The 21,143-nt window shown below is 73.9% G+C and carries 17 protein-coding genes and 1 pseudogene; 13 read left to right on the top strand and 5 right to left on the bottom strand.

The features are described from left to right. Nucleotide 1: 1 nt before the first annotated feature. Nucleotides 2–1,291 (top strand): SIS domain-containing protein, encoded by a 1,290-nt coding sequence (locus tag DV701_RS06585; RefSeq protein ID WP_114927604.1) that lies wholly within the window; start codon nt 2–4, stop codon nt 1,289–1,291. A gap of 76 nt (nt 1,292–1,367) precedes the next feature. Here DV701_RS06585 and DV701_RS06580 read toward each other — a convergent pair whose 3' ends face one another. The 4 genes from DV701_RS06580 to DV701_RS18160 all read right to left on the bottom strand — a co-directional run bounded on the left by DV701_RS06580 (nt 1,368) and on the right by DV701_RS18160 (nt 6,626). Then, complete coding sequence (locus DV701_RS06580) at nt 1,368–2,918, bottom strand: HNH endonuclease (RefSeq protein WP_162802856.1); 1,551 nt, start codon at nt 2,916–2,918, stop codon at nt 1,368–1,370. Nucleotides 2,919–3,028: 110 nt separating this feature from the next. Further along, nucleotides 3,029–4,441 carry a permease gene (locus DV701_RS06570; protein WP_114927601.1) on the bottom strand — a complete coding sequence of 471 codons (1,413 nt, stop codon included), beginning with the start codon at nt 4,439–4,441 and terminating at the stop codon, nt 3,029–3,031. After that, complete coding sequence (locus DV701_RS06565) at nt 4,438–5,205, bottom strand: ABC transporter ATP-binding protein (RefSeq protein WP_114927600.1); 768 nt, start codon at nt 5,203–5,205, stop codon at nt 4,438–4,440. Before DV701_RS06565 ends, DV701_RS06570 begins: the two co-directional genes overlap by 4 nt. Nucleotides 5,206–5,375: 170 nt before the next feature. After that, nucleotides 5,376–6,626, bottom strand: a complete 1,251-nt coding sequence (locus DV701_RS18160) for a cell wall-binding repeat-containing protein (RefSeq protein ID WP_162802855.1) — start codon at nt 6,624–6,626, stop codon at nt 5,376–5,378. A 910-nt stretch (nt 6,627–7,536) separates the two neighbouring features. On the opposite strand from DV701_RS18160, the gene kynA reads away from it, so the two are divergent. The 11 genes and pseudogenes from kynA to DV701_RS19110 form a co-directional block, all read left to right on the top strand. Beyond that, on the top strand, nt 7,537–8,466 hold the full coding sequence (gene kynA / locus DV701_RS06555) for a tryptophan 2,3-dioxygenase (protein WP_114927598.1): 930 nt from the start codon (nt 7,537–7,539) through the stop codon (nt 8,464–8,466). Continuing rightward, entirely contained in the window at nt 8,463–9,725 is a 1,263-nt protein-coding gene (locus DV701_RS06550; RefSeq protein WP_114927597.1) for a kynureninase, read from the top strand. Before kynA ends, DV701_RS06550 begins: the two co-directional genes overlap by 4 nt. A gap of 7 nt (nt 9,726–9,732) precedes the next feature. Continuing rightward, a complete protein-coding gene (locus tag DV701_RS06545) occupies nt 9,733–10,800 on the top strand; it encodes a DNA polymerase IV (protein WP_407669364.1) in 1,068 nt (355 codons plus the stop codon). A 22-nt stretch (nt 10,801–10,822) separates the two neighbouring features. After that, the gene (locus DV701_RS06540) at nt 10,823–12,307 is read left to right on the top strand and encodes a mycothione reductase (protein ID WP_114927596.1); all 1,485 of its coding nucleotides are present in this window, start codon (nt 10,823–10,825) and stop codon (nt 12,305–12,307) included. A 41-nt stretch (nt 12,308–12,348) separates the two neighbouring features. Then, complete coding sequence (gene ahcY / locus DV701_RS06535) at nt 12,349–13,854, top strand: adenosylhomocysteinase (RefSeq protein ID WP_114930855.1); 1,506 nt, start codon at nt 12,349–12,351, stop codon at nt 13,852–13,854. An 85-nt stretch (nt 13,855–13,939) separates the two neighbouring features. Beyond that, complete coding sequence (mtrA, locus tag DV701_RS06530; protein WP_114927595.1) at nt 13,940–14,617, top strand: MtrAB system response regulator MtrA; 678 nt, start codon at nt 13,940–13,942, stop codon at nt 14,615–14,617. Beyond that, the gene (gene mtrB / locus DV701_RS06525; RefSeq protein WP_162802854.1) at nt 14,586–16,331 is read left to right on the top strand and encodes an MtrAB system histidine kinase MtrB; all 1,746 of its coding nucleotides are present in this window, start codon (nt 14,586–14,588) and stop codon (nt 16,329–16,331) included. Before mtrA ends, mtrB begins: the two co-directional genes overlap by 32 nt. Beyond that, a complete protein-coding gene (locus DV701_RS06520; RefSeq protein WP_114927593.1) occupies nt 16,328–18,085 on the top strand; it encodes an LpqB family beta-propeller domain-containing protein in 1,758 nt (585 codons plus the stop codon). Before mtrB ends, DV701_RS06520 begins: the two co-directional genes overlap by 4 nt. A gap of 59 nt (nt 18,086–18,144) precedes the next feature. Then, nucleotides 18,145–18,936 carry a ComF family protein gene (locus DV701_RS18155; protein ID WP_162802853.1) on the top strand — a complete coding sequence of 264 codons (792 nt, stop codon included), beginning with the start codon at nt 18,145–18,147 and terminating at the stop codon, nt 18,934–18,936. 110 nt (nt 18,937–19,046) lie between these two features. Next, nucleotides 19,047–19,760 (top strand): ribosome hibernation-promoting factor, HPF/YfiA family, encoded by a 714-nt coding sequence (gene hpf / locus DV701_RS06505; RefSeq protein ID WP_114927590.1) that lies wholly within the window; start codon nt 19,047–19,049, stop codon nt 19,758–19,760. A 93-nt stretch (nt 19,761–19,853) separates the two neighbouring features. Continuing rightward, nucleotides 19,854–20,438 (top strand): annotated as a pseudogene (locus tag DV701_RS19110) (DNA glycosylase AlkZ-like family protein); the annotation flags it as partial. On the opposite strand, the gene DV701_RS19105 reads toward DV701_RS19110, so the two are convergent. Then, nucleotides 20,414–20,572 carry a hypothetical protein gene (locus tag DV701_RS19105; protein ID WP_267874138.1) on the bottom strand — a complete coding sequence of 53 codons (159 nt, stop codon included), beginning with the start codon at nt 20,570–20,572 and terminating at the stop codon, nt 20,414–20,416. The pseudogene DV701_RS19110 and the gene DV701_RS19105 sit on opposite strands and share 25 nt — an antisense overlap. Here DV701_RS19105 and DV701_RS19100 point away from each other — a divergent pair. Beyond that, nucleotides 20,561–21,073, top strand: coding sequence for a DNA glycosylase AlkZ-like family protein (locus DV701_RS19100; RefSeq protein ID WP_324616625.1), 513 nt, complete (start codon nt 20,561–20,563; stop codon nt 21,071–21,073). The genes DV701_RS19105 and DV701_RS19100 overlap by 12 nt on opposite strands. The last annotated feature ends 70 nt before the right edge of the window (nt 21,074–21,143 follow it).

The raw sequence follows: 21,143 nt of genomic DNA, 5'->3' as shown, positions 1-21,143 counted from the left end.
GATGGCTCCCTACATCGACGAGGCGCTGCTGGACGACCCCGACGAGCTGGGGCGCAAGGACTCCCGCGGCACGCTGCGCGCGCTGGCCTCGGCCGGTGCCCAGGTGCGCGAGGCGCTCGAACTGGCCCGGGAGGCCGGCATCGACCGCCTCACCGAGGAAGACCGGCCCCGCTCGGTCCTTGTCGCCGCGGTCGGGGGCAGCTCCCTGGTCTCCGACGTGCTCGAGCTGCTCGCCGAACCGGGGTCGCCGGTGCCGGTCCAGGCGCGGCGCAACCTGCCGCTACCCGGCTGGGTGGGTCCGCTCGACCTCGTCGTGGCGGTCTCCCTCTCCGGCCGGGCGCACGGGCCGCTGGCGGTCGCGGCCGAGGCGGCCCGCCGTGGGGCCTCGCTGCTGACCGTGGGAGCGGACGACTCGCCGCTGGCCGAGGTGTCCCGACGGGCCCGGGGGATCCACGTCGACGTCGGTCGGCAGCGGATCAGCTCGCGCACCTCCCTGTGGACGCTGCTCACCCCCGTCCTCGTCGGGGCCGACCGGCTCGGGCTCCTCGACGCCCCCGAGGCCGTCCTCACGGCGGTCGCCGACCGGCTCGACGAGCGGGCCACGGAACTGCGGCCGTCGTCGGAGTCGTTCGTCAACCCGGCCAAGCTGCTCGCCATGCAGCTGGCCGAGACCGTCCCCGTCGTCCTCGGTGACGGCCCGCTCGGCGGGGTCGCGGCGCAGCGCGCCTCCTCGATGCTCGCCCGCACCGCCCGGATCCCGGCCCTGTGCGGGGAGCTGCCGGACGCGGCCAGCAGCATCGTCGCGTGCTTCGACGGCCCCTACACGGCGGTCGGCGGCAGACGCCCCGGCACCTACGACGAGCGGCGCATCCGGCTGGGCGACATCGACACCAGCCAGTGGGAGCCGCACCACTTCGACGAGCCCGACGGGGAGCTCATGGAGCGGCGGCGCGGCCCCGAGGAGGAGGCCGGGCAGGACATCTTCGCCGACCCGTTCCTCGACGGGCCCTCGCTGCCCAGGCTGGGCCTGCTCATGCTGCGTGACGCCCCCGCCGAACCGCCCACCCCGGAGTCGCAACAGGCGGAGATGCTCACCGAGGCGGTGCTGACGACGGCCCGGGAGGCCGGGGCGCGCGTCATGGAGGTGCGAGCCGGCACCGGTGCCCCGGTCGTGCGGCTGGCCGACCACATCGCGATGGTCGACTTCGCTGCGACCTACCTGTCGATCGGTCTCGGCCTCGACCCCTCGGTCAGCCCGCACGTCGCGGACCTGCGGGACCGGACCAGCTGAGCCCCGAGGTGCGGCACGCAGGCCGGGGCACCGGCGGTGCCGCACAACCGACGACCACGTAGGCCGTGCGCCCGCCTCAGCAGGCCTCCTCCTCCTCGCCCCGCGCCTCATCCGGGACCCCTGGGAGCGCGCCGGCCCCGGCCTTCCACCACGGCTGCCGGGCGCCGTGGGCACGGGCACCCAGGTCGTCCGTCGTGTCCAGCAGGGGCGGTGGCTGGGAGTAGGCGGTCTGCCCGTAGCGGGTGCGGACCCGCACCGCCCGCGAGCCGTCGGCCGCCGTCACCACCTCGGTGCTCAGCGCCTCGGCCTCCTTGTCCAGGTTGCAGGCCCGGCACAGCCCCTGGCCGTTGCCCGCCGTGGTGCCACCGCCGTCCCTGGCGCGCTCCACGTGGTCCACGTCCTGGATCGGCGCGGTGCAGTAGGGCATCGCGCAGACCTGGTCGCGGGTGAGCACGAACCGGCGCAGCGGCCCCGAGAACAGCCGGCGGCCGGGGTCGAGGTCGGCCAGGGTGGAGTCGACCGGGTCGAGCACAAGCCGTCGGACCCAGGCCCTCGCCGCCGACACCTCGCCCTCGCGGGAGCTGCCCAGCGCCGCGATCATCCGGGCCAGCGCGGCGGGCACCGGGCCGTAGCCCGGGACCCGGGCGCTGTCGTCGCCGTCACCCAGGAGCGCCCGGTCGCTCATGATCAGGCCGATCTCCACGGGGAAGCCCTGCTGGGCGGGGTCGACCCCCGTGACCAGGTGCACGAGCCGGTCGGCGCACAGCTGCTGCTTCGTCCGCTCGTCCCCGGAGGCCCTGGCTCGGGCGGCGTGCTCGGTCAGCGCCTTGTCCACCGCCACCCCCTCCCCCAGCGGGAGCAGCGCGGAGAGCCGCACCATGCCCTCGGGGGCCGGCCGGACCGAGACGAACCGGTCCCTCACCGCCCTGGCGTGCCGGGCCAGGAAGCCGCGCTTGTCCGCCTCGTAGGCCAACGCCGCGGCCCGCTTCTGCAGTCGTCCCTCCGAGCAGCTGCCGAGCGTGGGCGCCAGGCCCTCGTCCACCCGCCGCGCCTGCTCGTCGGTCAGCTCCTTGGTCTCCCTGACCACCAGCGTGGCGGCCCACTCGCTCACCCGCCCCGACCGGAAGGCCGCCAGGGTGTGCGGCAGGCGGTCGTGCAGGGCCTTGGTCAGCTCGATCAGGCTGCGCGAGCGCTGAGGGGAGACCCTGCGGGCCACCGTCACCTCCAGGGTCACGCCCTCCCGCTCCCGCCGGCGGTGGCCCATCTCCCCGGCGCTCGCCTGCCGGTCGAGCGCGGCCTGCTCGTGCAGGTCGAGCGTCACGGCGGCCTGCGCGCCGGCGCAGACGTTCTTGAGCGTCTCCAGCTCGGAGATCAGGCTCACGCGCTCCTCCTGGGACATCGCCGGCCCCTCCCCGGCCAGCCGCCCGGTCAGGCTGCGCACCTGGACCAGCAGGTCCGGTGTCGCGCCCGCCAGGCGCAGGCCGGGCCCGGGCAGCACGGCGACCGCTGCCCCGCCCGGCGCTGCCCCGCCCGGCGCTGCCCCGCCCGGTGGCGCCCCGCCCGGCGCTGGCCCGCCCGGCGCTGACCCGCCCGGCGGAGCCGGTCCGCCTCCTGATGCGATCGACATACCGCACACCCCTCCTCGGTGCCTCCGGCCGGCGCCTCCCGCCGTCCGGTCCATCTGCTCCGCATGCTAGGGGAGACCACCGACAGACCCGCCGACCTGGGCGGACGCGCTCACACGACCGGCTCGGGCGCCTCCAGCACCTGGTGCAGCAGCGGCGTGGTCGCCCCGACCGCCAGCCGGACGACCAGCAGCCCCAGCCCCAGCGCGCCGACGACGGCCAGCAGCGTCATCGGGTCCAGGACCAGCGCGGCTCCCGTCAGGGGCAGGACCGTGACCGCACCGGCGGCCGCGGACACCACGCACACGGTGAACAGCGGGCGTAGGACGACCTGGCGCCGGGTGCGCTCCAGCTGCCCCCGGGGCGTGCCGAGCCGGTCGAGCGCCACGTAGAGGTCCCGCCGGTCGAGGACCTCGGCGGCGGCGTGCACCGTGATCGAGGCGGCCAGCGTGGCGAAGGCGATCGCGATCGTCAGCAGGATCCCGGTCCGCAGGTCCTCGGTCAGCATGGCGTCCGCAGGGCTCCGATCGGTGGCCGCGGTGATGTTGGCCAGCGCCAGCCCCGCCCCGACGATCACGCTGATGTAGGAGACCATCGCCACGCCGCTCACCTGCCGCCACACGGCACGTGGGTCGTCGAGGACGGTGCGGGCGGCCAGCAGCCGCGTCACCGCGCCGGGGCCCGCGCCGCCCCGGCGGACCGAGCGGCGGGCCATCAGCCGCAGCAGCCAGGGGCCGAGGACGTTGAGCACGGCCAGCCCCGCGCCGAGCATCCCCACGACCACCAGGACGGCCACCAGCAGGGAGCCCACCGCACCGAGGGAACGCCCGGCCACCGAGACGGCGCCGACCACCACCAGCGTCACGACAGCCCGGACCCAGTGGGCACCGGCCGGCAGTTCGCGGGTGCGCACGCCCAGCGGGGTGATCGCGACCTTCTGCAGGCCCAGCGCCGCCGCGACGACCGCCGTGCCGACGAGCGCCGCGACGGTGAGGAGCGCGACGGGGAGGGAGGGGACCACCGCGGCGGTGCCGATCGGGCCGCCGACGAAGCTGACCGTCCCGACCACCGGCGCCAGGACGAGGTGGCCGACCACGCCGACCAGCGCGCCCGCGAGCGCCAGCCCGCCGGCCTCCAGGACGCTGAGGCGGACGAGGAGGCGCCGGGGCGCGCCCAGCAGCCGCATCGAGGAGAGCCGGGTGTCCCGGCGACGCGTCGACAGGCGCACGGCCGAGCCGCAGAGGGCCAGGAGCGGCACGGCGAGGACGACCAGCGCGACGCACGCGAGCGCCGCGTACAGGCCCTGGTAGGAGCTGTCCACGCCGACCTCGTCCAGCCGGAGGAAGAACTCAGCGCCGCTGGCGACGGTCAGCGTCAGGGCGGTCACGACCGCGAAGGCCACGACCGGGAGCAGCTGGCTGCGCCGGTCCGCGGGTCCGCCGCGCAGCAGGAGCGGCGCGAGGTCGCGCAGCCGGACCCGACCACCCAGCTCGGGGGTATGCAGCTGGGCCGCCGGGGCGCTCATCGCCCGCCCCCGCGCACGACGAAGCCGTCGGCGAGGTGGACGACGCGGTCGCAGGTGTCTGCGACGAGCGGGTCGTGGCTGACGACGACCAGGGTGCGGCCGCGGTCCCGCGTGCTCGACAGGAGAGCCGACATGACCTCTCCCGACGTCGAGGAGTCCAGCGCGCCCGTGGGCTCGTCGGCGAAGACCACCACCGGGTCGGACACCTGCGCGCGGGCGATGGCCACCCGCTGCTGCTGGCCGCCGGAGAGCTGGCCCAGGCGTCGCTCCTCCAGGCCGGTGAGACCCAGCGCCGCCATCCACCGCGCCGCCCGAGCCTGCGCGGCACGACGCTCGACGCCGCCGAGCATCAGGGGGAGGGCGACGTTCTCGACCGCGGTCAGCTCCGGCAGCAGCAGCCCCTGCTGGAAGACGAAGCCGAAGCTGCGCAGCCGCACCGCCGCCCGCTCCTCGGCGTCCAGCCCGGCCAGGTCCAGCGATCCGTGCCGCGGGTCGTGCAGGACAACGGCCCCGGAGTCCGGGGCGAGGACGCCCGCCAGGCAGTGCAGCAGCGTGCTCTTGCCCGAGCCGGACGCGCCCATGACGGCCACGGCCTCCCCGGGCCACAGCTCGATGCCGACGCCCGCGAGTGCGACGGTCGGACCGTAGGTCTTGGTCAGGCCGCGTGCGTCCAGGGCGGGTCGCGCAGATCCGGTGCGGCTCGGGGGTCCGGGACGGATTCCGTGGGCTGGGTGGTGGCGGTGCAGGTCGGAGTTCGTGATCATGCACCCACCGTCGGTGCAGCGACCCGCACGCGTCGTCCGCTCACGGTCGGATGTCTGGCCGCCGCGCGTACGACCCGAGTCTGGCGTGAGGCACCGGTCGCTGTCCGCAGGACGACAGGGTCGCCGGGCGGTGGACCGCCCGGCGCCCCTGGTGGTGTCGCGACCCGGTGCTACTCCCAGGCGAGGTCCGCGATCGCCTGCGCGACCTCCGCGCCGACTGCGGCCTCTCCGCCGAGGACCGTCACCGCCGCGGGACTTCCGCCCAGCAGCGCTGCGGCGGTGGCCTGCGGCAGGGACCCTGGCCGGGTCAGCAGGATCGCGCCGTCCTCGCGTCCGGCCAGCGGAGCGGCGGACAGGGCGTCGGCGAAGCCGAGGCCGCTGGCCACCCAGGCGTGCGGGAAGCCCGCCTCGCCGTGCAACGCGGCCACGGCGGCAGCCGTCCCGTAGCGGTCGGTCCCACCGACTCTGACGACCGTCAGGCCCAGGGCCTCGATCTGGTCGACGACCGAGTCGGAGACCGCAGTGGTCCCGCCGAGGACGTACACCGTGTCGGGCTGGTGCCGCACCAGCTCGGCCGCGGCGACGGCGGGGAGGGTGTCCTGACGGGTCAGCAGCACCGGGGCGGCCGCGGCTCCGGCCGCACCGGCGCCGGCGAGCGCATCCGGGTAGCCCAGCCCGGAGGCGACGAAGGCCGAGTCGGCCGGGTCGAGCTGGGCGCTGACCGCCGCGGCGGTGGCGTAGCGGTTGCTGCCGAAGAGCCGGGTCGTGTCGAGACCGAGCGCCGTGACCTCCTCGAGGACGGGCTCGGCGACCGCGGCCGGCCCGCCGAGGACGACGACGTGCTGGGGAGCGAGGGTCCGCAGCGCGGACCGGGTGGCATCGGGCAGACGGTCCGGCCTGGTCAGCAGGACCGGGGCGTCCTGGGCGCCTGCCAGCGCCGCGCCGGCCAGGGCGTCGGGGAACTGCCGCCCGGAGGCCAGGTAGACCGTGTCCAGGCCCGGTGCGTAGTCCGCCAGCACGACGCTGGCGGCCGTCCCGTAGCGGTCCTCGCCCTGGACCCGGTCGATGGCGGGTGCCGGGTCCGGTGTCGCGTCGGCCGGCAGGCCGTAGTTGTGGGTGACCTCGCCGTCGGGGAAGGTCGTCAGAGCAGGCAGGACACGCACCGCTAGCTCACCGTCAGCCTCCAGCAGCCACTGATATGTCGGGTCGTCGTCGGGGACGACCCACATTCCTGCCTCGTCCTTGGTCGGCGTCGGAACGCTGACGACGTCCATGTCGACGGGGTCGAAGTCGGTGCCGCACAGGGCAGAGTGGGTGCTCTGTCCGAGGACACGGCCCGTCTCCGGGTCCAGGATCCGCCACGAGACCGGCCCCAGCTCCGGATGCTCGTCCCAGACGCCCCAAGTCTCGGCTGGGCTCACGGACCAGAACATGGGCTGCACATCTGCCATCTGGCCTGGGTCGTCGCCATAGACGACCAGCCCCAGAGGCGTCCACGTCCCGTCGCGGAGCGCCTGCTCGACAGCGAATCCTCGCCTGAGCTCCGGAGACGACACGAGGACCCCGGGCGGCCCCGCATCACCCATGCCGGACGAGCACGAGAAGGACAGGACACGGGCGACGTCGATCGAGCCGGGGGCCTGCCCGAAATCCACGACCGAGGCGTCGATCGGGGAGCTGCCGATGTCGCCGTGCATGTCCAGCCAGGAAAACCAGTGGGGGGCACTGGCGACCGCGCTGAGCCTGCCAGTGTCATCGAGGTGCCAGGAGACGACGTCATTGGAGACCGGCATCGTCCAACCGCCGTCCTGAGACGTGGGGTAGTTGGGGACCGCGATCCATTCGGGGAGCGAGGGACATCCGGCCACAACGGCCTGCGCGAACGTCTCGCTCGTAGCCGGGTCCTGCACGCGGATGTCGTACGGCGGGGTCAAGCCGTTGGAGACGAGTCGCGTCCCGTCGGTGCTCGCCCCCGACGAGCCTGCGGAATAGAAAAGGTAGTGCTCGAAAGTCGCACCGTTGGCGCCCGTGGCCGTGTAGGGGATGAAAGTGCTGGACTGGAACCGGTCCGTGTCCAGTATCAAGTTCTGATGTATGTCCTGGCAGCCCAGGCGAACGGTGTCGGCAGCATGGGCCGGGAGGGCACCCATGCTGCCCAGGCCAGGCCCCACGAGGGCCAGGGCGGCGGCTGCTCCCAGCCATCGGGAAGTAGGTCGGACAGGTCGCATGGCACTCCTCCGGCAGGTGGGTCAGGGGCGCCTCGGACCGTAGAGGCCTTGTGTCGCACCTGCGTCGCAGACACCGGGCCGAGCCCGTCCTACACTCGGGAACGTGAGCAACGACGCCCGTGACACCGCCGACGACCCCGTCGCACGCCATACCCGCTCGGTCCGTGACCTGGAGCAGGGGATCGAGCAGGACTTCGGCCGCAACCTCTCCTACGGGGAGTACCTCGACCTGCACAAGGTGCTCGACGCGCAGCACCCGCGCGCCGTCCCGCCCCGCCACGACGAGCTGCTGTTCATCATCCAGCACCAGACCTCCGAGCTCTGGCTCAAGCTCATGCTCCACGAGCTCAGCTCGGCCCGCGAGCTGGTCCGCAGCGACGACCTGCAGCCCGCGCTCAAGCGGATCGCGCGGGTCAAGCACATCCAGCACACGCTCGCCGAGCAGTGGTCGGTGCTGGCCACCCTCACCCCCAGCGAGTACGCCCAGTTCCGGTCCTTCCTGGCGACCGGCTCGGGCTTCCAGTCCTGGCAGTACCGCGCCGTCGAGTTCTCCCTGGGCAACAAGAACCCGGACATGCTGCGCGTCTTCGAGCACGACCGCCGGGTCCACGACGACCTGGAGCGGCTGCTGCACGAGCCGAGCCTCTACGACGAGGTGCTGCGCTGGCTGGCCCGCCGCGGCCACCCGGTGCCGCAGGAGGTGCTCGACCGCGACGTCACCCAGCCCTACGAGGCCCACGAAGGCGTCGTCGACGTCTTCGCGGCCGTCTACGAGGACCCGGCCCACCACTGGGTCGAGTACCACGTCGCCGAGGACCTCGTCGACGTCGAGGACAACTTCCAGGTATGGCGCTTCCGCCACCTCAGGACGGTCGAGCGGATCATCGGCTCCAAGCGGGGGACCGGCGGCTCCTCGGGCGTGCCCTTCCTGCGCCGCGCCCTGGACCTGACCTTCTTCCCCGAGCTCTACGACGTGCGCGCCCGCGTCCAGGACGTCACGGCCGACGGCTACCACGGGGGTGACGGGTCGTGAACGCACCGACCACCGGGCAGCGGACGCCCACGCGGGCCGACGCGGAGGCCCTGGACGCGGCCGACCCGCTGGCCGCCTATCCCGACCGGTTCGAGCGCGCCGAGGGCGTGGTCGCCTACCTCGACGGCAACTCCCTGGGCCGCCCCGTGGTCGGCGCCGCCGAGGAGATGGCCCGCTTCGTGCGCGAGGACTGGGGCACCCGGCTGATCCGCAGCTGGGACGAGGGCTGGATGACCTGGCCCGAGGACCTCGGCGACCTCGTCGGTCGCGCCGCGCTCGGGGCCTGCCCCGGCCAGACGGTCGTGGCCGACTCGACCACCGTCCTGCTCTACAAGATGCTGCGGGCGTTGGCCGACCACCAGGTCGCCCTCGACCCGGCCCGCACCGAGATCGTGCTCGACCGCGACAACTTCCCGACCGACCGCTACGTCGCCGAGGGCGTCGCCGCCGAACGGGGTATGACGTTGCGCTGGATCGACGTCGACCTCGCCGCAGGCGTCACCCCGGAGCTGGTCGCCGGCATGGTCGGCGACCGCACCGCGGTCGTGCTGCTCTCGCACGTGGCCTACCGCTCCGGCTGGGTCGCCGACGCCGAGGCGATCACCAAGGTGGTGCACCGGGCCGGCGGGATGGTCCTGTGGGACACCTGCCACTCCGCCGGCTCGGTGCCGATCAGGGCCGACCGGTGGCGGTGGGACGCGGCCGTGGGCTGCGACTACAAGTACCTCAACGGCGGGCCGGGAGCGCCCGCGCACGCCTACCTCGCGGCCCGGCTGCACGACATACCGACACTGCGCCAGCCGGTCCAGGGTTGGTGGGGGCGGCGCGACCAGTTCCTCATGGAGCAGGGCTACCAGCCCGAGCCGGGCGTGCGCTCGCTGGTGAGCGGCACCGCGCCGGTGCTGGCCATGGTCCCGGTGCGGATGGGCGTGGAGATGCTCGCCGAGGCAGGGATCGAGGCGGTGCGCGCCAAGTCGCTGAGGCTGACCGACCTGGCCTGGTCGGTCGTGGAGTCCTGGCCCGCCGACCTCGGCGTGACGATCGCCAGCCCGAAGGCCCACGAGCGACGCGGCGGGCACATCACCCTGCGTCACCCGCGGTTCGCCGAGGTCAACCGACGGCTGTGGCGCCGTGGCGTCATCCCCGACTTCCGTGCCCCCGACGGGTTGCGGCTCGGCCTGGCGCCGCTGTCGACGCGGTTCGTGGAGCTCTGGGACGGCCTGGTCGCCGTCCGCGAGGAGCTGGAGCGGCTCGGCTGAGGTGACCGTGCCGGCCTGGGTGCTGCACGTCGACCTCGACCAGTTCATTGCGGCCGTGGAGGTGCTGCGCCGTCCCGGGCTGGCCGGCCGGCAGGTGATCGTGGGCGGTCGCGGCGACCCGACCGAGCGCGGCGTCGTCGCGACCGCCTCCTACGAGGCACGTGAGCTCGGCGTCGGGTCCGGCATGCCCCTGCGCGTCGCGGCGCGCCGGGCCCCGCAGGCGGTCTTCCTGCCGGTGGACAAGCCTGCCTACGAGGCCGCGTCGGCGCAGGTGATGGCGGTGCTGCGCGCCCTGCCCGGGGTGCAGGTGCAGGTGCTCGGCTGGGACGAGGCGTTCGTCGGCGCCCGCACCGACGACCCTGAGGCACTGGCGCGCCGCCTCCAGGAGGACGTGCTCGCCAGCACCCGGCTGCACTGCTCGGTGGGCATCGGCGACACGACGGTGCGGGCCAAGGTCGCGACCGGCTTCGGCAAGCCGCGCGGGGTCTTCCGCCTCACCCGGGAGAACTGGCTGGAGGTCATGGGGGAGCGGCCAGCTCGCGAGCTGTGGGGCGTCGGAGCCAAGGTCTCGGCCCGGCTCGCCCGCCACGGGGTCGCGACCGTCTCCCAGCTCGTGCACGCCGACCGAGCGGTGCTCGTCGAGGAGTTCGGGCCCCGGATGGGTCCGTGGTACCTCCAGCTCGGCCGCGGCGAGGGCGCCCGCGAGGTCGACCCGACCCCGTGGGTGGCGCGCGGTCACAGCCGGGAGCGCACCTTCCAGGAGGACATCACCGGGCACCAGCGGGCCCGTGAGGAGGTCGCCGACCTCGTCGCCGCGGCCCTCGACGACGTCGCCGCCGAGGGCCGTCCGGTGGTGCGCGTCACGCTCAAGGTCCGCTACGCCCCCTTCCTCACCCGCAGCCACGCCCGCACGGTTGAGCCGACCCACGACCGGTCCGCGGTCACCGCCACCGCCCTCGATCTCGTCGGTCGGACCGACGCGGAGCGGCCGGTGCGGCTGCTGGGGGTGCACCTGGAGATGGCGCTGCCCGCAGGCGCCCGGGAGGGCACGACGCCCACACGCGGGGCGTGGTGAGTCGGAGCCTAGGCTGGGCGTCGTGAGCGACAGCACCCACTACGACCTCGTCATCATCGGCAGCGGCTCGGGCAACTCGCTGGTCACGCCCGAGCTGGAGTCCGGACGCACCGCCGTCGTGGACCGCGGCGTCGGCAGCACCGACGCCTTCGGCGGCACCTGCCTCAACGTGGGCTGCATCCCCACCAAGATGTTCGTGTATGCGGCCGACGTCGCCCGCACCGTCGTCGATGCCGGCCGCTTCGGGGTGGACGCCACCCTCGACGGAGTGCGCTGGCGCGACATCCGCGACCGGGTCTTCGGACGGATCGACCCGATCAGCGAGGGCGGGCGCGACTACCGCGTCGAGGCGGACCACACCGAGGCCTACCTCGGGCACGCCCGGTTCGTCGGGGACCGGGAGCTCGAGGTGGAGATCACCCAGCCCGGCGGCCACCACGAGGTCGGCAGCGTCCAGCGGATCACCGGGGACCAGGTGGTGATCGCCACCGGCTCACGGCCGCGCATCCCCCAGCCGGTCCTGGACTCCGGCGTGCCGTTCCACACCTCCGACTCGATCATGCGCATCGAGGAGCTGCCGGGGAGCATCGTCGTCGTGGGCGGCGGCGTGATCGCGGCAGAGTTCGCGCACGTCTTCTCCGCGCTGGGCGTGCGGGTCACCGTGGTGACGCGGACCGAGCGGCTGCTGCGCGTCATGGACCAGGAGATCTCACAGGCGTTCACCGACCTGGCCCGCGGGCGGTGGCACCTGCACACCGGGGCGCGGCCCACCGCGGTCCGCCGGGGCGGCGAGGGCGTCGAGCTCGACCTGGCCGACGGCACGACCGTCTCCGGGGAGCTCCTGCTCGTCGCCACCGGCCGGGTGCCCAACAGCGAGGACCTGGGCCTCGAGGCCGCCGGGGTCCGCGTCCACGGCGACGGCCGGATCGAGGTCGACGAGCACGGCCGGACCACGGCTCCCGGCGTCTGGACCCTCGGCGACGTCAGCTCGGAGTACCAGCTCAAGCACGTCGCCAACCAGGAGGCGCGGGTCGTCGCGCACAACCTGACCCACCCCGGCGACCTGCGCTCCTTCGACCACCGCTACGTGCCGTCGGCGGTCTTCTCCGACCCGCAGCTGGCGATGGTCGGACTCACCGAGGACCAGGCCCGGGCGAAGGGGTACGAGGTGACCGCCAAGACCCAGCGCTACGGGGACGTGGCCTACGGCTGGGCGATGGAGGACAGCACCGGCCTGTTCAAGGTCGTCGCTGACCGGCGCACCGGCCACCTGCTCGGCGCGCACGTCATGGGTCCGCACGCCTCCAGCCTGATCCAGCCCGTCATCCAGGCGCTGAGCCTGGGCGGCCCCACCGGCCCGCTCACCGCCGCCCAGCTGGCCCGGGGGCAGTACTGGATCCACCCCGCGCTGGCCGAGGTCCTCGAGAACGCCCTGCTCGGCCTGGAGGTCGCGCCGCACCACGACGTGACCGCCGACTACGACCCGGAGGGCGCGGCGGACGCCTGAGCCGCAGGAGCACCCCATACCCCTCACGTAGCATGAGCGCCATGTCCGCCACGACGCCCCCGTCTCCGAGGCTGCCGACCGACCCGGCGCTGCCCTACAAGGTGCGCGACCTGGGGCTGGCCGAGCAGGGCCGCCACCAGATCCGCCTGGCCGAGCACGAGATGCCCGGCCTGATGTCGCTGCGCGAGCGCTTCTCCGGCAGCCAGCCGCTGGCCGGGGCGCGCATCGCCGGATCGCTGCACATGACGGTGCAGACCGCGGTGCTCATCGAGACCCTCGTGGCGCTCGGCGCTCAGGTGCGCTGGGCCTCCTGCAACATCTTCTCCACCCAGGACGAGGCCGCTGCCGCGGTCGCCGTGGGCCCCGACGGCACGCCGGAGGACCCGCAGGGCGTGCCGGTGTTCGCCTGGAAGGGCGAGACCCTGGAGGAGTACTGGTGGTGCGCCACCCAGATCATGCTCTGGCCGGAGGGCGAGGGCCCCAACATGATCCTCGACGACGGCGGTGACGCCACCCTGCTGGTGCACAAGGGCCGCGAGTGGGAGGGCCTCGGCGCGGTCCCGTCGGCCCAGCCGGAGGACCCCGAGGAGTGGAAGGTCATCCTGGAGACGGTGCGCGCCGGCCTCGCCGAGCACCCCACCCGGTGGACCGACGTCGCGGCCGGGGTGCGCGGGGTCACCGAGGAGACGACGACCGGGGTGCACCGCCTCTACCAGCTGCACGAGGCCGGCGAGCTGGTCTTCCCGGCGATCAACGTCAACGACTCGGTCACCAAGAGCAAGTTCGACAACGTCTACGGCATCCGCCACAGCCTTCTGGACGGCATCAACCGGGCCACCGACATGCTCATCGGAGGCAAGGTCGCGGTGGTCTGCGGCTACGGCGACGTCGGCAAGGGGTGCGCGGAGTCGCTGCGCGGGCAGGGCGCCCGCGTCGTCGTCACCGAGGTCGACCCGATCTGCGCGCTGCAGGCGGCGATGGACGGCTACCAGGTCGCGACCCTCGAGGACGTGGTCGGCCAGGCCGACTTCGTCATCACCGCGACCGGATGCAAGGACGTCGTCACCGCCGAGCACATGCGCCGGCTCAAGGACAAGGCGGTCGTGGGCAACATCGGCCACTTCGACAACGAGATCGACATGGCCGGCCTGGCCCGGGTGCCCGGCGTGCGGCGCACCGAGATCAAGCCCCAGGTGCACGAGTGGACGCTGGCGGCGGAGCACCTCGACGGCACCCAGCGACCGGAGCGCTCGATCATCGTGCTCTCCGAGGGACGGCTGCTCAACCTGGGCAACGCCACCGGCCACCCGAGCTTCGTGATGTCGGCCAGCTTCTCCAACCAGGTGCTGGCCCAGGTCGAGCTGTTCACCCGCCCCGACGACTACCCGCTGGGCGTGCACACGCTGCGCAAGGAGCTCGACGAGGATGTGGCCAGGCTGCACCTGGGGGCACTGGGGGCCGACCTGACCGAGCTGACCAAGGAGCAGGCCGCCTATCTCGGGGTGGACGTGGCCGGCCCCTACAAACCCGATCCCTACCGGTACTGACCTACCTTTAGGCACGACGCCAGTTCACGAACAGGCGGGTGACGGCGCAGGGGCGCCGCCCGCGACCACCGAGCAGGAGGAACCCGTGGCCCCCAGCGTGCTCGTCGTCGACGACGACCAGGCCCTCGCCGAGATGCTCGGCATCGTGCTGCGCAAGGAGGGCTACGACGTGGCCACCTGCGGCGACGGCGGGCGGGCGCTCGCGATGTTCCGCGAGCTGCGCCCGGACCTCGTGCTGCTCGACGTCATGCTGCCCACGATGGACGGCATCGAGGTGGCCCGCCAGCTGCGCATCGACTCGGGCGTGCCCATCGTGATGCTCACCGCCCGCACCGACACCAAGGACGTGGTGGCGGGGCTCGAGGCCGGAGCCGACGACTACGTGGTCAAGCCGTTCAAGCCCCAGGAGCTGCTCGCCCGCATCCGGGCCCGGCTGCGACGGGTCGACCGCGGCCAGGACGGCCGGCTCCAGGTCGGCGACGTCGTCATCGACGTCGCGGGCCACGAGGTGTCCCGTGGCACCGAGACGATCCCCCTGACGCCGCTGGAGTTCGACCTGCTCGTCGCCCTGGCGAGCAAGCCGACGCAGGTCTTCGACCGCGAGTCGCTGCTGGAGCAGGTATGGGGCTACCGGCACGCCGGCGACACCCGCCTGGTCAACGTGCACGTGCAGCGTCTGCGCTCCAAGATCGAGAAGGACCCCGAGAACCCCCAGATCGTGGTGACCGTGCGTGGCGTCGGTTACAAGGCCGGCCATCCCTGACCCCGCCCCCGAGCGGGACGGCGCGGACGGCGCGGACGGGGCGTCGCCGGTGCGGCCCCGTCCCGGGGACGACGCGTCGTCCTCCCCGCTGCGCGGGCTGTTCGAGTGGTGGGAGCACTCCCTGCGGGTGCGCGTCATCACCACGACGGTCCTGGTCGGGCTGGCGCTGGCCGCGCTGCTCGGCACCGTCCTGTTCCACCAGGTCGCCGAGGGACTGGTCGACCAGGCGGTGGACAACGCCGAACGCGACGCCTCCCAGCAGGTGGCGCTGGCCCAGGACGCCTTCGACTCCACCGACCGCCGCGACGACGCCGGCCTGACCGTGACCGCCAACGACCAGGTGCAGGCGATGGCCGGCGGCAACCCGGAGGAGGGGCGCCGGGTGCTGCTCTGGCCCGCCCTCGACAACGACCGGGACAGCCCCGTGCAGGGGATGGGCGTGGGCGGCGTCAACGTCGGGGACCTTCCCGAGAGCCTGCGGGAGGCGCTCGTGCGGGACCCGGCCAACCAGCAGGTGGTGGTGGTGCCGATGGAGCTCGCCGGCCTGGAGGGTCCGGTGACCTCGGTCGTCGTCGGCTCGCGCATCAGCCTGCTGCGCGCAGGCGCCTACGACGTGTTCCTCGTCTACCCGATGGTGCGCGAGCAGGAGACCCTCGACCTGCTGCGCCAGCTCTTCGTCGCGGCCGGCCTGGGTCTGGTGCTGCTCGTCGCCGGCGTCGGCTGGCTGGCCACCCGGATGGTGACGCGGCCGGTGGAGGAGGCGGCCGCCGTCTCCCAGCAGCTGGCGCTCGGTCACCTCGACGAGCGGCTGCCGGTCAAGGGCACCGACGAGCTGGCCCAGCTGGCCACCTCGTTCAACACGATGGCCGACTCGATCCAGCTGCAGATCCGCGAGCTGCGCTCGCTGTCGCGGCTGCAGCAGCGCTTCGTCTCCGACGTCTCCCACGAGCTGCGCACCCCGCTGACCACGATCCGGATGGCGGGGGAGATGCTGCACGCCTCCCGAGGCGACTTCACGCTGCCGGTGGCCCGCTCGGCCGAGCTGCTGCAGCAGGAGCTCGACCGCTTCGAGGAGCTGCTCAACGAGCTGCTGGAGATCAGCAGGTACGACTCGGGAGCCGCTGTCCTGGAGCGCCACCCCGAGGACCTCGTCGCCGTCGTGCACGGTGCGGTCGAGGGCGTGAAGACGCTGGCCGCTCGTCTGGGCACGCGCCTCGACGTGCACCTGCCCGCCGAGCCGGTGATCGTCCGCATGGACGGCCGCCGTGTCTCGCGCATCCTGCGCAACCTGCTCGCCAACGCGATCGAGCACAGCGAGAGCCGGCCGGTCGTGGTCACCGTCGCCGCCGAGGATCAGGTGGTGGCGGTGAGCGTGCGCGACCACGGCATCGGCCTGGACGAGCAGCAGCAGGCGCACGTCTTCGACCGCTTCTGGCGGGCCGACCCCTCCCGCGACCGGACGACCGGTGGCACCGGGCTGGGCCTGGCGATCGCCCAGGAGGACGCTCGGGTCCACGGCGGGTGGCTGCAGGTCGGCAGCGCGCCGGGGGAGGGCACCTGCTTCCGCCTCGTGCTGCCGCGAGGGGCGACCTACGTCGTCGCCGAGCCACCGCCGCCGGTCGGTCCGCCGCCCCCCGCGGGCGAGCCCACCGGCGACGACCGGGTGCCCCCCGTCGTGCTCGCGCTCGCGTCCCGGGACAAGGGGGAGGTATGAGGCACCGGCTCACCGTGCTCCTCGTCGCGCTGGTCACGCTGCTGACAGCGTGCAGCACCGCGCTGCCCACCGCACCGGCCCCCCGACCGGGGCTGCCCGTGGACGTCCAGCCCCAGCAGGACGTCCAGCACTTCCTGTCCTCGCCGCAGCCCGGCGCCTCCCCGCGGGAGATCGTCGAAGGCTTCCTGCGCGCCAACGTCGGGTTCGCCGCCGACGACGACGTGGCGCGCGAGTTCCTCACGCCGGACCTGGCCAGCGCCTGGGTCCCGACCGCAGACGTCGTCGTCATCGACGCCACGCCGCAGCTGCGCGTGACGGACGAGGGCGAGGTCACGGTCACCGCGCCGGCGGCGGGGCACATCGACGCCGAGGGGCGGCTGGTCGAGCGCACCGGCGAGGTCTCGGAGACCTTCGAGCTGACCAGGCTGGACGGACAGTGGCGCATCGACGGCTTCCCCGAGGACTTCGGCCTGTGGCTGTCCAAGCCGGACCTGGACCGGGCCTTCCGCGACACGCTCGTCTACTACCTCAGTCCGCAGCAGGGCTACTTCGTGCCCGAGCAGCGCTGGCTGCCGCGCGGCGAGGGACTGACCACGGCGGTCGCCCGCACCCAGCTCGGACCGGTGCCGACCTACCTCGAGGGTGCCGTGCGCACCGGCGCCTCCCCGGACGTGCACCTGGCGGTCGGGGCCGTCCCCGTCGACCCCGTCACCCAGCTCGCGACCGTCAACCTGCAGGGTGCCGGGCTCGGCGAGGACACCCGGCGGATCCACGACCTGCGCGCCCAGCTGGGGCACGCGCTGCTCGGTCTGTCGGGCGTCGCGGCCGTCGAGCTGCGCCTCGACGGGCGCAGCCTGCTGCCGGACGAGGGCGCGGTCAACCTCGGTTCCGACCTGGGCTACGAGGACCTGGTCCGCACCACCCAGCGAGCCCTGCTCAGGGTCGGCGAGTCCTTCACGCTGGTGGACCCTCGCCCCTACAACCTGCGCAACCTGCCGCCGAGCGAGACCAGCGGCGTGGAGCTGCCGCGGCTGGGTCTGAGCTGGACCGGGGTGGCGGTCACCGCCGACCTCTCCGAGTTCGCCGCCGTCTCCACCGACCGGAGCCGGCTGTGGCGGTGGCGCGACGGGGACGAGGCCATCAACGAGGGGATCGGGGACCGGCTCACCGACCCCAGCTACGACGTCTACGGCGGGCTGTGGATCGCCGGGGACACCCGGGGCGGCGGCCCGCCGCGGGTGTGGGTGGTCGAGGGACGTTCCCTCAACGCGACCGCCCGGCTGGTGGACGTGCCGTGGATCGACGCCGCCGCGCGCATCACCGACTTCCGGGTCTCACCGGAGGGCACGCGGGCGCTGCTGGTGGTGCAGCGCAGCGACGGTCGCGGTCAGCGCCTCCTCGTGGCCGGCATCGTTCGGGACCGCGAGGGCCGCCCGACCGCGCTCACCTCGCCGCTGGAGGTGGCGCCCACGCTCGTCGAGGTCGGCTCGGCCCGCTGGGCCTCGACGTCCTCCATCGTGGCGGCCGCCCGCCGTGCCCAGGACCAGCGGCTCCTGCCCTACAGCGTGCCCCTGGGCGGCTGGCTGGAGGACCTGGGCGAACAGCCGGGCCTGGTGGACGTGGTGGCGGTCCCGACCGGCCAGGGCTACGCACCGGTGGTCCGCACCGACGACGGCCGGTTCCACACCCGCGAAGGAAACCGAGGCTGGCTGCGCGCCCGCAACGGGGACGAGCTGATCATCCCCGGCACCTGACCGCTGCGTCCTGTGGACGACGGCCCCGGCACGCGCGCCTCGTGGGGCACCCTTGAGGTATGTCGTGGCGCCCGTGGGAGGACGTGCTCGCCCTCGTGGAGCTTGCGGCGCCGACGCAGTGCGCCGGCTGCGACCGTCCGCAGAGCCGGTGGTGCGGACGGTGCGACAGGGAGCTCCTGCGCGCACGACCGGGTAGGTGGTCGCCGACGCCGTGCCCGCCCGGGCTGCCGCCGACCTGGTCGGGGCCGGCCTACGACGGCGTCGTGCGACAGGCCGTCGTGGCCTGGAAGGACGCGGGCCGCGCCGACCTCACAGCGGTGCTGGCACCGGTGCTGCGCGGGGTGCTGAGCGCCGCGCTCGAGGGCTCGCCGGAGCACCGTGCCGACCTGGCGGCGGGCCACCCGGTCCTCGTGCTCCCGGCGCCGTCGGGACGGGGAAGCACCCGGCGGCGCGGCGAGCACCGCGTGCGCGCCCTGGCGCTGGCCGCCGTCGGCCCGGCCCGGTCACGGCTGCCGGTCCTCGACGGGCTGCGGCTGGCGCGCGCGGTCGTCGACCAGGCCGGGCTCGGGGCCGACGACCGCGCGCGCAACCTCTGCGGGGCGGTGCGGGTGCGCGACCGACTGGTGTCCCGGCTGCAGGGACGTCCGTGCGTGCTCGTCGACGACGTGGTCACGACCGGCGCGACCCTGCAGGAGTGCGCCCGCGCACTACGCGCGGCCGGCTGCGGACCGGTCGTGGCCGTCACGCTCGCGGCGACCAGACGGCATACCCGGAGCGTCGGTCCGGACGGTCCGACGGCGTCCACGGACTCGCACGCGGCCCCCCTGCAGAACGTCAGAGGTGCGGACTAGTGTGGGTGCATGGAGCACCTCTCGCGGGACGCAAGGGGGTGAGGCCGTTGGACCAGGCGCCGTGACGACGCCATCGAGCCACACCCCTTTTTCACTTGCATGGAGGACCCATGGAACTCATCGTGACCGGTCGCAAGAAGGACATCTCCGAGCGCTTCCGGCGTCATCTCGAGGAGAAGCTCGAGAAGGTCCCGCAGCTGGCGCCGCGGGTACGCCGCACCGAGGTCGTCCTGACCCACCAGGCCAATCCTCGTCAGGCCAAGGAGGCCGAGCGCTGCGAGATCACGTGCTTCGTCGGACGCACCGTGATCCGCGCCGAGGCCGCCGCTGACGACGAGTACGCCGCCGTCGACCTGGCCATGACCAAGCTGACCGAGCGGCTCCGCCGCCTGCACGACAGGCGCCGGATCAGCCGCACCGGCAAGCACCGCCCCGCCTCGGTCGCCGAGGCCACCTTCGGGCTGCCGACCGAGCCGCTGGCCACGACGTCCAAGGACGGGCACCACGAGCAGCCCTCCACCGAGGAGGCCTTGGACGCCGCGCTGCAGACCGAGGGCAACAGCCCCATCGAGATCCGTGAGAAGGTCCACCCCTCCAGCCCGATGACCGTAGGGGAGGCGTTGTCCCGGATGGAGCTGGTCGGGCACGACTTCTTCCTCTTCCACGACGTCGACCTCGACCGTCCCAGCGTCGTCTACCGTCGGCGCGGCTGGTCCTACGGCGTGCTGCGCCTTGACCTGGACGGCCACGCACCGGCTGACGAGGACGATGTCGCCGACGAGGCCGGCGACCTCGACGAGGAGCGGGACGCCGTCGCCTCCTGACCCCCGCCCGGTCCCCGCGGGGCCCGTCACCACCAGCGGTGACGGGCCCCGCGCCCGCGCGCATGTGACCAGCGCGTGGCACAGTGGCTCGCCATGAGCAGGTCGGTCCCCACGCTCAGCGTCGCCCAGGCACGCCGCCTCGCCCTGGTGGCGCAGGGGTTCGCCGACGCGCGTCCCGCACCCGGTGCGGCGACGGCGCGGCACCTGACCAGGGCGGTCGGTCGGATGCAGCTCGTGCAGATCGACAGCGTCAACGTGCTCACCCGCTCGCAGTACCTCCCCTTCTTCTCCCGCCTCGGCCCCTACGACACCGCGCTGCTGGACCGGGCCCGCGACGGATCCGGGCCGCGCTCGCGCCGACCGCGCGACCTCGTCGAGTACTGGGCGCACGAGGCCTCGCTCCTGCCGCCGACGACGTGGCCGTTGCTGGCCTTCCGGATGGACCAGGCGCGGCACCGGGCGTGGAGCCGGTCGGTGGCGCAGACTCATCCCGGGCTGCTCGACGCGGTCCTGACCACCGTCGCCGAGCACGGCCCGCTGACCTCCCGGGAGGTGGAGGTCCACCTGCCGCACGGCGCAGAACGCCGGGGCGGGGAGTGGGGCTGGAACTGGACGGCCGTCAAGCGCTGTCTGGAGCTGCTCTTCCGGTCCGGTCAGATCACCTCCGCCGGTCGCACGCCCGCCTTCGAGCGCAGGTATGCCGTGCCGGCCCTCGTCCTGCCCCCGAGCTGGTCGCACGACGGGACGAGCTGCTCGAGGAGGACCCCCAGGCCGCGTTCACCGAGCTGCTCGCCCTGTAGCTGCGGGCGCACGGGCTGGGAACCCAGCGCTGCCTGGCCGACTACTTCCGGCTGCGGGGGCCCCGGGTCGGGCGCGGGCTCGCCCAGCTCGAGGCGCGCGAGGAGGCCGAGCAGGTCAGGGTGCCGGGCTGGACCGACCGGCCGGTCTGGCGCCAGGTCGGGGCGCGGGTCCCTCGCACGGTGCCCGGGGCCGCTCTGCTCAGCCCGTTCGACCCGCTCGTCTGGCAGCGCGACCGCACCGAGGCGCTGTGGGGGATGCGCTACCGGCTGGAGATCTACGTCCCGGCGCCGCAGCGCGTCCATGGCTACTACGTGCTGCCCTTCCTGCTCGACGAGGAGCTGGTCGCCAGGGTGGACCTCAAGGCCGACCGCGCGGCCGGTCGTCTTCTGGTCCGCGCGCTGCACTGGGAGACCGGTGTCGACCGGGCGCGGGCGCAGCCGGCGCTGGAGGAGGAGCTCGCCTCGATGGCCGACTGGCTGGGGCTGACGAGGATCGACCTCGCCGACCGGTGATCCGGTTGCGCACCACGCCGACGTCGATTCGAGCGGACGGGCACCTCCGTGGGACATAGTGTCCGGATGG

Origin of the sequence: Ornithinimicrobium avium (assembly GCF_003351765.1) — a bacterium.
Taxonomy (GTDB): Bacteria; Actinomycetota; Actinomycetes; order Actinomycetales; family Dermatophilaceae; genus Ornithinicoccus; species Ornithinicoccus avius.
Note: the sequence above shows the minus strand (reverse complement) of the source record. Positions and strands in the feature narration are given on the sequence as shown.